Raw genomic sequence first — 17501 nt, forward strand, 5'->3', positions numbered from 1 at the left:
GAAAACTTCCGGTGGTTCTACTTTTGATTTACAACGATATTTTCTCTGAAGCAAATAATGCCAATCGAATGCTCAGGGATGTATCAGGAGATTCTACAGATTGACCTAATATTTCTTCGCATTTTTTAATACGATATTTCACAGTATTACGGTGAATGAAAATATCCTCTGAGGTCTTTGTAAGATCACATTGGTTTGCCATATAGACATTTAACGTAAACCTTAGTTCTTTTTCCTTCGTTGTTTGGGGATAAGCTAATGGACCGAGTGTATAAATGATAAATGGTTTTAATTTATTCGTTGGAATGAGTTGTAATAATTCTTCTACGCTTTTAGATTTATAGGGCTCTACAAATTCTATTTCGCCTTGTTCATATTTATTATCATAAGCCTCATTCGCTTCGAAAAAAGACAGTGGTAATTGTGAAAGCTCGGAGACCTCATTACCAATGCCAAATGAAAGGGAGCTATTAAAAAATAGCTGATACTCTTTTTGGATATATCTGCAGTATTCCAAATAATAATGATGTCTTCTTTGTAAAAGTATCGTAAATCTGCGTTCACCCTGAGACATATATATACTAATGGAAGGGTCAATCCCAGTAAACTTATGCGTTAACCACTCAAAAGTCATCTGATATCGCTCATTTAAGTAGGCGCTATTTTCTACATTCTTTTCTTTGTCTATCCCGCAAATCATCACTTGGTAGAATTTAGAGGGTTGAATGTGATATTTTTTTAAAAGGTCGGTGTGTTGTGTTAGTGAAACAAGGTTATCAGGATGTTCGGACATCAGAGATGTAAAAAAATGGTTCGTATCCTGCTGCTCTGCTTCTTTGATTTTACTATTTTTATAAATTGCGAGACTAAGTGTGTTAACTGCTTGTTCTATTGTTAATAAACTAAACGGATAGTTGAGCAAATTAACATTTGAAATCATTAGATAATACGGAAAATATTTAAATGCAGGAACCTTAAATATAGCATATTCTTCCTGGAAAACACCATTGTGATTTGGTTCGATTTGCTCTGAATTTAAATATCTTCGGAAATAATTGAGGTTTTTTTGAACATGTTCTGAGTGTTGATGAAAGTGATGACTCGCTGACTCAACTTGATGAAAAGAATTTAGCAGCATGACAGGAACCTTTATAAGTCTACTTAAACGTTCAATCATCATGTTCAGGCTTAACCCTTGCATAAGCATAGCATTTAACTCTTGTTGGATATCTAATGCGAAGTGTAATTTTTCTGTTTCTTCATCCAGGATAAATGACGATATATGATGAGTAATGGATCCTAAATTCCAACTTTCCGGAATTTCAATAATTGGGAATTTTAATTTGTTTGCAAATGCAATAACCTCATCATCTAATTTTTTTAAAAATCGGGATAGCTTGATACCTAGACCAGCAACTTGTATATCATTTAACTCACTAATAAGACTGATTAGTCCGGATTGATCATCCTGATAGCTCATTCCTGTTGTGACGATAAGTGAGTGCGGCGTTGTAAAATTTTTAATATCAGGCGTTTCTGTAATATCAACCATTTCTACCACTCGTTCCAAATCGCCCTGCTCATTTAGCAATGTTAAATCTGAAAATTGTAGTACAGATAATATTTCTTTTAATGTTGTCATAAAGGCTGCCTCCTTATCTTTGTTAGAAAAAGATAAAATAAAAATGAAATATGTAAGATGTTACAAGGATAACTTTTCAATCTGATCGTACACTGTTTTTGAAGGTAATTATACGTATAATCCTTTAGTTAAAAATATTAAAGGAGAATCATTAATGCTTGAACATGATTCTTCGTTTTTTGAAAAGTGTGATTATAACAAAGATATCATGCCGAAGATCACTTGAACAAAGAATTTCATCCTCATTTACTTTTTTTAACGTTGGGGGTGGGACTAGTGCATAATATTCCGGATTATATAGCTGTTGGTGATGTTTTACATCACCATTTCAAGCAACGATATCACTTGTCGGATAGCCTTATGACTTGTTGCGAACGGATACACAGGTTCAAAATATGGCGTCCCGTTTTCATTGATAGTGGGGCGGGGTTGCCATTTATTATTCTTGATCATTAACTTTGCTATCGGTGAAACATTAAATAAGTGCTATCTTAAATCTAATGATTTGCATTTTTTTGGTATTTTGGCTATCCGGGGAATTAATGCTGTCGGTTGCGAAAGGCAGTATTTTATATCCAACCATTAAAAGAGGAGGATGATTTTAATGAACTTTGATTCAATTATCAAAAATGGATTAGTCATTCTGGAAAATGGTGAACAAGAAGTCGAAGTAGGGATTAAAGATGGCAAAATCGCAGCAATCGGTCAGGATTTGGGTACAAGTGCAAAAATTATCGATGCAAAAGGATCGATTGTATCTCCGGGTATGGTTGATGCACATGTTCATATCACAGAGCCGGGCGGCGGCTATCGTGATGAATGGGAAGGCTATGACACAGGAACACGTGCCTCTGCAAAAGGCGGTGTCACAACGATCATCGAAATGCCATTAAATCAAGTGCCAGCAACGGTAGATGAGGAATCTATTCAAGAAAAATTTAAAGCTGGAAAAGGAAAATTATCTGTAGACGTTGCGAGTTACGGCGGTTTAGTACCATTTAACTTGGATGGGGGTATTCAAGAGTTAGATAACAATGGTGTTGTTGCATATAAATGTTTTTTAGCAACATGTGGTGACCGTTCTATAGAAGGAGATTTCATGAATGTGGACGACTATTCCCTCTACGAAGGTATGAAACAAATTGCGAAGACAGGCAAAATATTATCTGTACACGCTGAAAATGCTGCAATTACGGACAAGTTAGGGGAAATAGCATCTAAAAATGGTGAAACCTCATTACGTGCTTATGTAGATTCTCGACCCGTATTTACTGAAGTAGAACCGATTAGAAAAATAATTCTATTTGCGAAAGAAACGGGATGTCGTGTACACATCGTTCATATAGCTTGTGAAGAGGGCGTAGATGAAATTGTCAAAGCACAACAGGAAGGGGTCGATATTACATGCGAAACATGTACACACTATTTATATTTCTATAAAGAAGAACTAGATCATATCGGACCAGTTGTAAAATGTTCTCCGCCAATCCGTGAACAATCACGCTTAGAAGGCATGTGGAATCGGGTATTAAACGGAGATATTTCATTCGTAACATCAGACCATTCACCATGTACCCCAGACTTAAAAGCTACGGATAATGCATTTGAAGCTTGGGGGGGTATCGCAGGTATACAAAATAATGTTGACATATTATTTGATGAGGGGGTGCAAAAACGTAATATGTCATTATCCAAATTTGCAGACATTATTGCTACAAACCCTGCGAAACGTTTTAATCTATCATCAAAAGGCAGTATTGCAGTAGGGAAAGATGCGGATTTCGTATTTATTAAGAAAGATGCACCTTATGAATTAAAGGCTGAGGACTTAGCATATCGACACAAAATTAGTCCGTATATTGGCCGCAAAATTGGTGCTCAGGTAGTGAAAACAATCCTTCGCGGTGTCGAAATCTATGATAAAGAAAAAGGGATTTTAAATGAAAAAGTAGGAAGATTTATTCCTTGAGTGACGGACTAGCTATCCCGTCAGGAATTTGAGGCATAGGAAGGTGTGAAGGCGACCTGAGATTGTGTTACATTCGCAAATTCAGTGTGTCATCAGCATTTCTTATGGCAGCTAATATAGCTGAAGTGAGCATGGCAAAGTTGACTTCATCACAATCTTTCGCTATTACAGCAGCAGTTGTTAATCAATATGTATCCTGACTCTTGGCATATCATTTATGATGTAATGAAACAGATAAATGACCCTATAAATCAATGTTTTTTATTGATTTATAGGGTCATTTTTTTATTTGCACCTTATTTATTTGATTGGTAAAAGAGAAGTTTCGCTCTTTTGAAGCGAGCGATCTGCGATTTTCTTTAGGAGACATTCAATGCAAATTTAATTTGTTATAAAGCGTATTTTTTTATGTAATCGAAAGCCAACAGTTTCTTTTTATATCTGGCATTAGCCCATTATTTAGATACCGTAAATTGATTAAAAGGTGTCTTTGTTAAAAGTGCATAAAATGTTTTTTCATTATTGTTGGTTATGTCAATGAATGGTTGTAAACAGGGTTCTATGATGAAAGTAAATAAAAGAAAGGGGGAGAAAAAGAATGGATATTCAATCAACCTTTGAAACGTTGGATAAGAAATTCACAAGATTTGGCGGTTTAGAAAAAGGGGGAATTACGCGGCTGTTATACTCTCCTGAATGGATTGATGCAGTTCGCGAACTGGAAGCAACATTCAAGGAAGAAGGTTTAGAAGTAAGCTTTGATGATGTTGGGAACTTATCTGGTCGTCTTGTTGGAAGTAAATATTCTGAAGAAACCATTTTAACAGGATCACATATCGACACAGTTGTTGAAGGCGGTCATCTAGATGGACAATTCGGTATCTTATCTGCACTGGTTGCTGTGAAATATTTAAAAGAAAAATATGGTCAACCATTACGAACAATAGAAGTATTATCGCTCGCAGAAGAAGAAGGAAGCCGATTTCCATATACATTTTGGGGAAGTAAAAACTTTTTTAACCTAGCCAAAAAAGAGGATGTTGACACAATAGAAGATGCTGAAGGAATTAAATTCGAAGATGCTATGCACGAATCGGGTTTTGATTACCGTAAAACAGATGATGTTCGTGACGATATTAAAGCATTTATTGAAGTACATATTGAACAAGGGAAAGTATTAGAGACGGAAAATAAAGCGATTGGTGTTGTAACTGGGATTGTCGGTCAAAAACGTTACTCAGTTAACTTGAAAGGTGAAGCAAACCACGCTGGCACAACACCGATGTCATTACGAAGAGATACAGTTGTTGCATATAGTGAGATTGTAACAGACTTAACGAAACGAGCTAGAGAAATTGGGGAGCCTCTTGTATTAACGTTTGGACATGTCACTCCTGTTCCAAACACGGTAAATGTCGTCCCTGGAGAAATTACCTTTTCGATAGACTGTCGTCATATTGATCAACAACTATTAAATGATTTTGCGAGAGAAATTGAAGATAAAGTTAAAGCGGTGGCAGAAGCAAACAGCATGGCTTATGACATTAATTTATGGATGGATGAAGCACCGTCATTGATGGATAAAGAAATCATTCAAATAATTGAACAAGCAGCTAAGGATAATGTGGGGGACAGCTATAAATTGATGCCATCTGGTGCAGGTCATGATGCACAAATTTTTGCGGATTTTGTCCCTACAGCAATGTTGTTTGTACCTTCTATTGGCGGAATCAGCCACAATACCAATGAAGAAACGAAGATAGAAGACCTTGTGAAGGGGATTGAAGTATTGAAAGATGTATTGTTTGAACTAGCTTATAAGGAATAATAATGAAAAGGAGCCAGATACTCATGAGTTACTTAAATCATAATCAAGGATACAGAGAAGGTTTATTAGAAACACGTTCAGTAATAAAAAAGGATAATTATGCGGTAATTACACCCGATGGCTTGGTTAATAATGTTGTACCTGGCTTTGAAGATTGTGATGTAACCATTTTAGGATCCCCGCGTTTAGGTGCAAGGTTTGTAGATTATTTGGTAACAGTTAAAAACAAGGGCGGAAACAAAACCGGTTTTGCCGGTGATGGTATCCAATCATTTGTGTACGTTGAATATGGTAAAATCAACGCTTTTGCGGATGGTAAAAAATACGAATTGGCAAAAGGCGGATTCTTATATGTACCTCCACACTTACAATTGACGTTTGATAATCATAATAATGGTGAGGACAGCCGTTTGTTTTTATACAAAAAGCGTTATCAGCCGCTTAAAGGACATACGCCAGAAATTGTTTCAGGTAATGTGAATAACATCAAACAAGAACCCTATGAAGGGATGAAAGAAGTACTAATTCAAGATTTACTGCCAAAAGAAATCGCATATGACATGAACATTCATATTCTTTCATTTAAGCCGGGTGCTTCGCATGGTTACATTGAAACGCACGTTCAAGAACATGGTGCTTATATATTAAGTGGACGAGGTGTTTACAACTTAGACAACGAGTGGATGCCAGTTGACAAAGGTGACTATATTTTTATGGGAGCTTATACGCCGCAAGCAACCTATGCAATTGGTTTAGATGAACCATTCTCGTATATTTATTCAAAGGATGCGAATAGAGATATTAATCTATAAAGAGGGGCAATTTTAATGAGTGAACCATTAGTGTATGTAGAAAGTAATCGTCTCCGGCAGCTAATGAAAGATAAATTAGTGAAAGCAGGCTTACCTGAAGAACATGCGGATAAAACAGCTGACTTACTCATCTTTGCAGATGAACGAGGTGTTCACTCACATGGTGCAGTGAGAATGCAATACTACTCCGAACGTACATTAAAGGGTGGATATAACCTGAACCCCGACTTAAGCTTCGTAAAAACGGGTCCAGCATCAGGGATTTACCATGGAGATAATGCGTTAGGACATTATGTGAGTTATCAAGCAATGAAAAAGGCAATCGAATTAGCAAAAACATCAGGTATCGGTGTTGTCGGTGTAAAAGAAATGGGACACAGTGGTGCGATTGGTTATTATGCACGTCAAGCAGCATTAGAAGGTATGGTGGCATTAACAGTATGTCAATCTGATCCCATGGTTGTGCCATTTGGCGGTACCGAACCGTACTTTGGCACCAACCCAATTGCTTTTAGTGCGCCTCGAAAAGATGGCAGTCCAATACTGTTTGATATGGCAACAACGGTACAAGCCTGGGGGAAAATCTTAGATGCAAGAAGTAAAAACAAATCTATTCCAGACTCATGGGCAGTGGATAAAAATGGAGCACCAACAACAGACCCGTTTAAGGTAAATGCATTATTACCAATGGCTGGGCCTAAAGGATACGGGTTAATGATGATGGTGGATATTTTATCGGGGAGTTTACTCGGCTTGCCATTTGGCAAGCATGTCACTTCCATGTATAAAGATTTATCAGAGTACCGTCGCTTAGGGCAGCTTCATCTCGTGATCAATCCTGAATACTTTGGCGGGAAGGAGCAATTCCTGGAAAAAATATCTCAAATGGTTGAAGAATTACATGATAACCCGCCTGCTGAAGGATTTGACAAAGTGTATTATCCCGGTGAAATTCAAATAGATGTGATGAAACAGTATAAAAAAACAGGTATCCCAGTTACAAAGGAAATTTTAGATTATTTAGAGTCAGACAACATTTACTAATTATGTAATGGAAGGGGGGAGGATCAGATGCGAGTATCTAAACAGGAGCTGTTTCATTTAATCAAACAGAAGCTAATCAAAGCTGGATTAAATGAAGGAGCCGCACACGATGTTTCAGATGTATTGACATTCGCCGATCATAGAGGGATCCATTCCCATGGAGCAGTACGTGTGGAATACTATGCCGAACGAATCGCAAAAGGCGGTATTACAGCAAACCCAAACTACACATTTGAACAAACAGGACCTGCATCCGCTGTCTTTAGCGGAGATAATGGTCCAGGTCACCAAGCAGCAAAACAAGCGATGGAAAAAGCAATCGAAATGGCAAAAAATTCAGGTGTGGCTGTTGTAGGCATGAAGAATATTTCGCATAGTGGTGCATTGGGTTACTTTGTTGAAATGGCAGCAGAACAGGACATGGTTGCTTTAAGTATGTGCCAATCAGATCCAATGGTCGTACCGTTTGGAGGAACAGAACCATACTTTGGCACCAATCCGATTGCTTATAGTGTACCATCGGCTGATGAACGCATAATCACATTTGATATGGCGACAACTGTTCAGGCATGGGGAAAAGTATTGGATGCCAGAAGTAAAAATGAATCGATCCCGGAAACATGGGCAGTAGATGCAGCCGGTGCACCAACAACGAATGCAAGAGATGTTCATGCACTTGTGCCAATTGCTGGTCCAAAAGGTTATGGATTGATGATGATGGTGGATATTTTATCGGGCAGTCTTCTTGGAGTACCTCATGGCGTCCATGTATCCTCCATGTATCAAGATCTGACAAAAGGCCGCGATTTAGGGCAAATTCATATTGTTATCAATCCCGCATACTTCACAGATTTAACTGCTTTTAAACAACAGATTTCGACGATGCTCGATGAATTAAAAGCACAACCGGCAGCTGAAGGCTATGGAGAAATTTATTATCCGGGTGAGCGCGGTAAATTAAGAAGTGCCAAATATGATAAAGAAGGAATTGAAATTGTAGACGATATTTATAACTACCTCGTTTCAGGCGATGTTCATTACAATCGCTATCATGGAAAGAATAGATTTGCAGAATAACAAAATGGAGGATCATTATGTTATACACAATTATAAAAGAAAACACCTATCAAGATTCTATCGTGTTAATGCTTTTATCAAACAAGTTATCTGCAATAGATGGTGTAAACAAAGTATCGATCATGATGGGAACACCAGCTAACAAAGATATTTTTAAATCTTCGGGTTTAGGCACAGATGAATTGGAAAAAGCAAATCCAAATGACATTGTTATCGTTATAGATACAAATCAAGAAGAAAAAGTAGCGGCAGTGAAAGAAGAAGTAGAAGCAGCTTTAAAAGGTGATGCCGCTTCACAAGACACATCTAAAGGCCAAGAAGCACATAACTGGAAGCGCGCAATGGAACTTGCGAACAACCCTAATTTGGCATTGATCTCCATTCCTGGTCAGTATGCAGCAATGGAAGCGGAAAATGCATTGAATGAAGGGTTACATGTATTTGTATTCAGCGACAATGTATCTAAAGAAGATGAGGTTAAGTTGAAACAAAAGGCGCATGAAAAAGGATTATTAGTAATGGGACCAGACTGCGGGACCGGAATTATCCATGGCGTGCCACTTGCATTTACAAATATCGTGAATGAAGGAGATATTGGCGTTGTGGGTGCATCAGGTACAGGGATTCAGGAAGTGACAAGCATCATTGACCGTTATGGTAAAGGTGTAACAAACGCAATTGGTACAGGTGGTCGGGATTTATCGACAGAGGTTGGTGCTATCACGGTTTTAGATAGTATCAAAGCATTGAACCAAGATCCAAAAGTAAAAGTGATTACAGTAATTTCCAAACCACCTGCAGAGGAAGTGCAGCAAAAAGTATTAAACGTATTAAGAAATATTGAAAAACCGGTTGTTACGTTATTTTTAGGAGATCAACCAACTTATCAGGAAGAAAATATTTATCATGCGTATACACTTGAAGAAGCAGCGGTTGTATCTGTTCAATTATCCAATGGTGACAAACCGAATTTTAAACCGACATTGGCTGAAGATGTAAATGTGTCGTTAAAAGATTCACAAGTTGGTATTAAAGGTTATTACTCAGGTGGTACTTTGGCATCTGAAGCAGCTATGTTATTGAAAGAGGCATTTAAAGAGGAAGTACTTGAAGAGAAGAAAGAAGCCTATATCCTAAAAACAAAACATCATGAAATTATTGACTTAGGCGATGATATGTATACCCAAGGGAAGCCGCACCCGATGATTGATCCTGAAAAGCGTATCGAAATGCTTGAAACATCGGGAAACGATCCTGAAACAGCAGTCATCATGATTGATAACGTTATTGGCTATGGCAGTCATGATGATATGGCAAGTGAATTAGCACCAGCCATTAAACGTATGTTAGCCAATGCACATCAGGGAGGCCGCGAACTTGCAGTTCTTGTAACAGTTGTAGGTACAACTAAAGATCCTCAAGGTTATGAAAAGCAAATTGAAACCTTAAAAGAAAGTGGTGCAATCATTTGTGAGACAAACGACCAAATGGTTCGTACCGCGATTAAACTGGCAGGAGGAAAAGTGGAACAGCCAGTCCTTGATATACAAAAATTTGAACATACCCAAGAAGACTTAACAGTAGACGAAAAAATTGTGTCCTTAATTAATAAGAAGCCAAGTGTCATCAATATTGGGCTGAAAAGTTTTACAGCAGCTGTTCAGAACAGCGGATCAGAGTGTGTTCAATTTAACTGGCGTCCAATTGCTGGCGGTGATGAAAAGTTAATGAAAGTACTTCAATTTCTAAACTACTATGAAGGAGAGACAATCTAATGGGGTACAAAACAATAAATGAAGCGAACGAAGCTGTTATCCAGAAGATCATAGCAGCTGAACCATTCTTAACGGATGTTGTACCTGCCAAGTCTGTGATTCCTGAATTGGAAGATTACGTGTTATTACATGCCGGGCCTCCAATTAAATATGAAAATATGACAGATCCTATGCAAGGCTCTTGTGTTGGAGCGATTCTTTTTGAAGGATGGGCAGAAGATGAAGAGGGAGCGCGTGAACTGCTTGAAAACAATAAGATTACATTTATTCCATGTCATCATGTGAATGCAGTTGGACCAATGGGAGGCATTACATCACCTAATATGCCGGTTCTTGTTGTGGTGAACAAAGAGAGCGGCAACGAGGCGTACTGTCAAATGAACGAAGGCATCGGTGCAGTATTACGCTTCGGTGCTTATCATGAGCAGGTAATCAATCGCCTGCACTGGATGAAAGATGTGTTGGGTCCGGTGTTAAGTAAGGCATTAAGAAAAATTGATGGAGGCTTAAACGTTAATGTATTGATGGCTAAAGCTATTGCAATGGGGGATGAATTTCACCAGCGCAATATTGCAGCGTCATTGGTGTTTTTAAAAGAAGTTGCTCCAGTAATTGCAGCATTAGATGATGTTGAAAACGAACAAAGAACAGAAGTGATCCAATTTTTAGCTGATACAGACCAATTTTTCTTAAACATTGCCATGGCGACAGGAAAAGCAATGATGGATGCAGCGCGTACAATCAAACATGGTACAGTCGTTACCGCAATGTGCCGAAACGGTGAAAACTTTGGCATCCGTATTGCAGGTATGGGAGATGAGTGGTTTACAGCACCTGTTCATACACCACAAGGGTTATATTTTACCGGCTACTCAGCGGAAGATGCAAACACAGATATCGGAGATTCAGCGATTACAGAAACAATCGGTGTTGGCGGTGTAGCAATGATTGCTGCCCCTGCAGTAACACGTTTTGTTGGAACAGGCGGATTTAATGATGCGCTTGAAACAAGCAATCAAATGGCTGAGATCTGTGTTGGAGAAAATCCGAACTTTGTGATTCCGACGTGGGACTTCAAAGGTGCGTGTTTAGGTATTGATGCACGTAAAGTTGTTGAAACAGGCATCACGCCGGTAATCAACACAGGCATTGCACATAAAATTGCCGGATATGGGCAAATTGGTGCTGGTACAGTTCATCCTCCAATCGAATGTTTTGAGAAAGCAATCACAGCATATGCTGAAAAACTGGGTTTTCAAGAATGATTTTACAGGCAAGTGCGATTGGTTCAATCGCACTTCAGCTATTAATTGAGGGAAAAACATTTACTGTGCACAGCATTTTTGAAAAAGGTATAAATATTGTTGATCAGAATGATGAATTGATATTTATCGGCACAAATGAAAATGGGACCTTTCCATTTGGAATTTTGCTTGGTTCACAAACGAAGCAAACATTAAAAGCAGGTCTTGAGGTGGGAGATTCATTACACGTTCGCAATAACCATCTTTCCCACAACTGCTTTAAACTCAATTTTAATGCGAAAATACTTCCGCTATATACGGATTTTAAACATGCAAACATCAATAAATTAAAAGAAAACGTGAAACAGATTTCATTTAAATCGTATGAATCTACTGATTTTGAATCAGTTCATGTGTCGGACTTGATAAATAAATTACACGATCCAACTGAAAATTTGGAAAAAGAATTTCGTTACTTTATCGGACGAGGCCAAGGTTTAACACCAACAGGTGACGATATACTGGTCGGTATATTATATGGACATTTCATCAACTCTTTTATCGCACAAAAACACCTCGAAACATTGGGGAATCTCATCAGAAAACCCTTAACAACCCTTGTTAGCACGCGCTTTTTAACTTGTGCTATAGAAGGTTTATTTAGTTCGAAAATTACAAGATTACAACATGATCCATCTTTGAAAAGTATGAAAAGCCTTATAAAAGTAGGTTCTTCTTCTGGGATGGATACTTTATACGGAATTTATATGGCTTTAACAAAGGAGTGAAAGAAATGGAGAAAAGAGTAGTACTGGCACTAGGAGGTAATGCAATTTTACAGCCAAAACAAGAAGCAACTTATGCCAATCAACTCAAAAATGTAATCTCTGCAACACGTCATATGATTGAAATCAAAGAGGCAGGACATAAAATTGTGATTACACATGGCAATGGTCCGCAAGTGGGGAATATTATTGCTCAAAACGAAGCTGCCAAAAATGTCGTTGAACCACTGCCAATCTATGCTTGTAATGCAGAATCACAGGGATTCATTGGTTATATGCTGGAAAAAGCTTTGAAGAACCATATTAAAGAACGGGGCATTGCTGCGAATGTAGCTACATTTCTAACCATGGTCGAAGTGGACAAGGATGACAAAGCATTTGAAAAACCAACGAAACCAATAGGAGTATTTTATTCAGAAGAAGAGGCGAAGCAATTAGAAGAGAAAGGGTTTACGATGTCAGAAGATGCAGGGCGAGGCTACAGACGAGTTGTGCCTTCCCCGGAACCGAAAGTGATCCATGGAATAGAAGAGATTCGGCGTTTAATTAATGAAACGATTGTTATCTCCTCTGGCGGCGGCGGTATACCTGTATATCGTGATGAGAGCGGTCTATTACACGGTCTTGAAGCAGTTATAGACAAAGATCGTTCAGGATTAAAGCTTGCACAACAAGTAAATGCTGACGTTTTCATGATGTTGACAGACGTACCAAATGTATTTATCAATTTTGGCAAAGAAAATGAGCAAAAACTAAGCCGAATTACAGTAGAAGAAGCTGAACAATATGTGGCAGAAGGGCAATTTCCTGCTGGCAGTATGCTGCCAAAGATCCAAGCGGCTATAGAATTTGCAAAGTCAGGTAAAGAGGCCATGATTTGTTCATTGGATCAAGCGGTAGCTGCGCTAGATGGAAAAGCGGGGACACGCATAACAAAATAAGACAATCCGTGTTGTGCATAAGGAGGATAAAAAGCCAAAATTCCTCCTTTTTTCAGATATGACCACAGACAGATTTCGAAAAGAAACAATCTATGAAGTCTAAATCGAAAGTCAAAGGAAGAGTAGAAAATAATGGATCATTTAAAAGTTGAAGGAGGAAGTTTGATGACAAAAGAGACGGGATCAGTTGAAGGTAAAGGAAAACAACCACTGATTCCCTATTGGGTTAAAGTTGTTATCGTATTTTTCTTCGGTTGGGTAGCTCTTTATGCAACGCGAACAATATTAAACCCGATTATGGGGGATATTGAATCAGCGTTTTCATTAAGCAAGGCACAACTTGGCTTAATTATGAGTATATTTTTCATCGGTTATGCAGGTATGAACGTTCCTGCAGGAATATTAGGAGATAAAATTGGAAAAAAGCGAGTGTTGGTTCCGGGTGTTATTCTATTTGGATCGCTAGCAGCAGTTACAGGAATGATGCCTACATTTTTTCTATTTATCTCTGCATGGCTTATGGTTGGTATGGCTCAGGGGGTATATTATGGGCCGCAATATGGAATATCATCCGAAATGATCCCGAAGAACCGTTTAACATTAGGTAGTGCTGTAATTAATGCAGGGATGGCTTTCGGTACTTCAATTGGCTATTATATCTCCAGTTATGTTGTAGGAGAATGGGGATTCGGATGGAGAATTCCATTTTTTATCATCGGAGTGCCGGTTGTACTTATTGGTATTGCAATGGCAATTGTAATTAAAGACAAGCCCAAAAATGATAAAGAGGTTAAAGGCACCGCTGAACCGTTTAAGTTTTCATCTTTATTTAATAGAAACTTAATTTTGGCTTATATTATTATTTTCTGCTCTATTTACGGATTCTTTATGATTATTACTTGGTTGCCATACTATTTAGAAACAGCACGCGGTTTAACCGGAGGAAATATCGCCTTTGTTGCATCACTTGTTCCGTGGGCCGCGATTCCAGGTTCATTATTTTTTAGTTGGCTGTCAGATAAGCTAGGCCGGCGTAAACCAGTATTGCTCATGATGTTACCGTTTGGTATTTTATCAACAGCTGCAATTGTTTACTTTGATAGCTTACCAATTCTGTATATGACACTAATTGTGTATGGAATTGTAGGGAAAATTAGCGTTAATCCCGTTTTAATTGCGGTTGTAGCTAATAATGCACCAAAGCAATCATTAAGTACAGCATTTGGATTCTACAACTTTGTTGGAATGTTAGGTTCCATTTTAGCTCCGTATATTACAGGCTGGCTTACAGACGCTACAGGAAGTATGAATATAGGATTTTATTTTGCAGCAGCTCTGTTAGTCATCGCATTGATTGCAACATATTTAATAGATGAAAGTAATTTGCCCTCTGTTGATAAAGCAGCTAAAAATCATTAGTCAGTAAAAGCTTATGACTTCTTCACTGTAATTGTGATTCAAGCAGCATAACAAAGGCGACAGCCAGACTGATAGATGCAAATAATAAACAATTCGGGATCGCGGTATTAAAATTCGGCTGCGTCTGCAAAACAGCATGGGTTAAAATGACGCGACAAAGCAGCGCGCTCAGGCTTGGAGGCAAATGCATATGTGAAAAGAAACAAGACGGGAAAGAACTGAGCGGCAGCTCAGCTGGAGGAAACGGAAAAGTGCTCCCGGGTCAGACATCCTGTTATACACCGATGGTTTATGTTCTCGATCCGCGTTCTTATATGCGATGTGGAAATATTATCATTCATCAAGCGAAACCCTCGCTTATGCCCTAGATAAGTTCGTATTTATATTGAAGCACTGAAAGCACCCTTTCAGCAAGGGTGCTTTTTGCTGTCTTATCAGTCCCGGTTTCTCATTTCTTGAAGAGTCATTTGACCTAATGAAGGGGCAGAAATAGCGGGGTATTCAAAAAAACTGTGCAAAATGAACTATTACTATTAATTTATATAAGGGGAAAAATATAGTATGATAAGAAATGAATAAAATACAAAAAAATTGAATATCGGCAGAAAGGAGCTCCATATGAACAAAATCGCCGCGGAAGAAGTCGCCAACATGCTCAATACATGGTACCGCGCCATTAGAAGAAGCGATGCTGAACAGTCGATCAGGCTGTTTGAACAAATCAAGCCGCTGCTGGCAGACATGGAGGAAGATCAGGAAGTTTTGATCTACTATTCCCTGCTGGAACTGCGGCATAAAATTATGCTCTACGATTCGAGAGGCAAAAAGATAGAGCAGCACGACGTAACGGCCGGCGACAGTGCTGCATCACATATGACATCCTATTACTACTACCTGTTTTCAGGAGCTTATGAAGTGTATAAAAAAAATTATGAGCAGGCAATCAGCTTCTATAAAATTGCCGAGAAGAAGCTTGCTCATGTACATGATGAAATTGAAGTTGCCCAATTTCACGATAAAGTCGGAAAGCTCTACTATTACTTGGGCCAGAATATCGTCTCTTTAAACCATACCCGGCAGGCGATGGAAATTTTCAAAGGACATGGCGACCATGACATGAACCTTGTCTCAACTTATATTACAATGGCCGGAAATTATACTGAGATGGGGAAATATACAGAGGCGGAAGAATATTTAACAGAAGCAATCCATACTGTCAGAAAAGCCGGCGACCATTTTAAAGAAATGCAGCTCCTTCATAATTTTGCCTTGCTTTATGCGGCGATGGACAAATCGGACAAGAGCATTCAATTTTTGGACATCGTTTTGAATGATCATGCATATGCTGCATCGGATTATTATTTCAATGTCGTGTTTTTAATGATCAAAGAGCTGTTTAAAACCGGAGACTATGAACGCGCCGCAGCCTTTTACAAAGAAGGGAAGGAAAGGTCGCAATCTGCGGCGAATGAAATATTTGACGCTAAAATCGATCTTTTATATGCGGCTTATGCTGGATGTGGTGAACAGGCGGTTAAAGACTGCAAAGACAACATAGAAATCCTCTTTCAAGCAAAGCAATACGACAGTGCCAGAGAACTATCTCTCTTAACGGCCAATGTTTACAGATCAAAGTCTCTTTATAAAGAGGCCGCACATTTCTTTTTGGAAGCGATTAAAGCGGAAGAAAAAATGAAAAAAGTGGAGGGAATGTGATGAAAAAACTGTTCATTGTTGCTGCGATTGCTGCCGTCGTATGTTCGGGATGGTTTGCGGCAGAAACTCATTCGCCATCCGGCGACATGCAGATTGCTGAAAAGATGGTCGGTTAAATCGAATACCCGGTACGAATATTGAACATCCGCTCCTGAGCTAAGGGGCGGTTTTTCTTCGGATAAAGGTAAAGGATTGGAGGATATGAACAACACATAAGCTCTAAAATATTTAAAATTATGGCATGATAAACGCGGCTATGGCCTTGAATACATCTTCACCAATACTTATGGTGATTGAACTTGGGTCAAATTTTATAACAAAATTGTATATTTAAATTACAACAAAAAGAGAGGAATAGTCATAAATGGGTGAAAAAAATAAAGGAAAAAACTACTCTATTGAGGATCATATTTTTTCAATTTTGGTTGTTCTTCTTATGTGTGTATTTCTTATTTCTTCCCCTTTTCTGATATTCTTCGGAGTCTTTAAATTGGTGGCTTTGGCACCAGATGTGTCAATCAATACAAAAGGTACTTTTGATTCTGTGATCGTTTTATTTAAGTTTTTTGTTCTCACTGTGGTAGTTGTAGGGATTGTAGACGTAGTCTTTTCTCAGATTTTATTGAAAAAAAGGAGATTTCTCAATTTTATTATTGAAGCTTTGTTGATGTTTTGTGTTTTTTATCTATATGTATTGATTTATTCAATGAATTCTCAGGAGATTGTTATACGGAATCATGGTGTATTCTTAGTATCTTTATTTTTGTTTATTTTGTATTTGCTAATAAATGTAGCATATATCGTTTCACGACGGTTATATAAGGCAACTATGAAAAACATACAGAAAAAAAACAACTAATAGAGCAGGCTGCTGTCTGCTCTATTAAAATTTCAATTGCCAATAGTTCCATGTCTTATTTTGAATCCATAAATTGAATAGACTATTAATCCAATTAATAATTTTTTCCTTTGGGTTTGGTGGGTTTGAGGCTATGTCAAGGATGTTAGAATCTAAGTTAATCTATGTGTTCAACCTCTGATGTTTTGGGAAGTAATGTCTGATGAGGCAAGGATTCAGATAAGCAGCTTCAGGAACAGCAGCCGCATCTAGAGAAGTCCTAGCTGCGTTGCTTGATCCGCATACGGCTGCGGAATTATCGATGGATGATATTGTAAGCATGTGCGATGAATTGATCGAAGCACACGGCGACTGGCTGCCGGAATTTGAATAAAAAAATAAAGCCCGAGC

General features: G+C 38.3%; 15 protein-coding genes and 1 pseudogene. 15 read left to right on the top strand and 1 reads right to left on the bottom strand.

Annotated features, from left to right (window positions below; genetic code table 11):
• Positions 1-28 precede the first annotated feature (28 nt).
• Positions 29-1642 (bottom strand): PucR family transcriptional regulator, encoded by a 1614-nt coding sequence (locus M1D67_RS05845; RefSeq protein ID WP_020450835.1) that lies wholly within the window; start codon positions 1640-1642, stop codon positions 29-31.
• Between the two features lie 604 nt (positions 1643-2246).
• Between M1D67_RS05845 and allB the strand changes: the two genes are divergently transcribed.
• The 15 genes and pseudogenes from allB to M1D67_RS05920 form a co-directional block, all read left to right on the top strand.
• Positions 2247-3611, top strand: coding sequence for an allantoinase AllB (gene allB / locus M1D67_RS05850; protein ID WP_039072642.1), 1365 nt, complete (start codon positions 2247-2249; stop codon positions 3609-3611).
• Positions 3612-4209: 598 nt separating this feature from the next.
• Positions 4210-5439 carry an allantoate deiminase gene (allC, locus tag M1D67_RS05855; protein ID WP_020450840.1) on the top strand — a complete coding sequence of 410 codons (1230 nt, stop codon included), beginning with the start codon at positions 4210-4212 and terminating at the stop codon, positions 5437-5439.
• Between the two features lie 23 nt (positions 5440-5462).
• Positions 5463-6251: a (S)-ureidoglycine aminohydrolase gene (gene allE, locus M1D67_RS05860; protein ID WP_026579941.1), complete on the top strand. Its 789-nt coding sequence runs from the start codon at positions 5463-5465 to the stop codon at positions 6249-6251.
• A 15-nt stretch (positions 6252-6266) separates the two neighbouring features.
• Positions 6267-7295: an ureidoglycolate dehydrogenase gene (allD, locus tag M1D67_RS05865; protein WP_020450842.1), complete on the top strand. Its 1029-nt coding sequence runs from the start codon at positions 6267-6269 to the stop codon at positions 7293-7295.
• Between the two features lie 27 nt (positions 7296-7322).
• Entirely contained in the window at positions 7323-8372 is a 1050-nt protein-coding gene (allD, locus tag M1D67_RS05870) for an ureidoglycolate dehydrogenase (RefSeq protein ID WP_020450843.1), read from the top strand.
• A gap of 17 nt (positions 8373-8389) precedes the next feature.
• On the top strand, positions 8390-10147 hold the full coding sequence (locus tag M1D67_RS05875; protein WP_214485514.1) for an acyl-CoA synthetase FdrA: 1758 nt from the start codon (positions 8390-8392) through the stop codon (positions 10145-10147).
• Positions 10147-11412 (top strand): YlbE family protein, encoded by a 1266-nt coding sequence (locus M1D67_RS05880; protein ID WP_035339038.1) that lies wholly within the window; start codon positions 10147-10149, stop codon positions 11410-11412. The genes M1D67_RS05875 and M1D67_RS05880 overlap by 1 nt, the downstream gene beginning before the upstream one ends.
• Positions 11409-12179, top strand: a complete 771-nt coding sequence (locus M1D67_RS05885) for an oxamate carbamoyltransferase subunit AllH family protein (RefSeq protein WP_479831662.1) — start codon at positions 11409-11411, stop codon at positions 12177-12179. The genes M1D67_RS05880 and M1D67_RS05885 overlap by 4 nt, the downstream gene beginning before the upstream one ends.
• Before the next feature lie 5 nt (positions 12180-12184).
• Positions 12185-13117, top strand: coding sequence for a carbamate kinase (gene arcC, locus M1D67_RS05890; RefSeq protein ID WP_479831663.1), 933 nt, complete (start codon positions 12185-12187; stop codon positions 13115-13117).
• 165 nt (positions 13118-13282) lie between these two features.
• Positions 13283-14536 (top strand): MFS transporter, encoded by a 1254-nt coding sequence (locus M1D67_RS05895; protein ID WP_075212921.1) that lies wholly within the window; start codon positions 13283-13285, stop codon positions 14534-14536.
• Between the two features lie 71 nt (positions 14537-14607).
• The gene (locus M1D67_RS05900; RefSeq protein WP_479831838.1) at positions 14608-14904 is read left to right on the top strand and encodes a DUF2690 domain-containing protein; all 297 of its coding nucleotides are present in this window, start codon (positions 14608-14610) and stop codon (positions 14902-14904) included.
• 250 nt (positions 14905-15154) lie between these two features.
• On the top strand, positions 15155-16252 hold the full coding sequence (locus tag M1D67_RS05905; protein WP_457983402.1) for a response regulator aspartate phosphatase: 1098 nt from the start codon (positions 15155-15157) through the stop codon (positions 16250-16252).
• A complete protein-coding gene (locus tag M1D67_RS05910) occupies positions 16252-16368 on the top strand; it encodes a hypothetical protein (RefSeq protein ID WP_020450851.1) in 117 nt (38 codons plus the stop codon). Before M1D67_RS05905 ends, M1D67_RS05910 begins: the two co-directional genes overlap by 1 nt.
• 248 nt (positions 16369-16616) lie before the next feature.
• Positions 16617-17111 carry a hypothetical protein gene (locus M1D67_RS05915; protein ID WP_026579936.1) on the top strand — a complete coding sequence of 165 codons (495 nt, stop codon included), beginning with the start codon at positions 16617-16619 and terminating at the stop codon, positions 17109-17111.
• A gap of 262 nt (positions 17112-17373) precedes the next feature.
• Positions 17374-17484 (top strand): annotated as a pseudogene (locus M1D67_RS05920) (hypothetical protein); the annotation flags it as partial.
• Between the last annotated feature and the right edge of the window lie 17 nt (positions 17485-17501).

It is taken from the genome of Bacillus sp. PK6-025 (genome assembly GCF_056530265.1).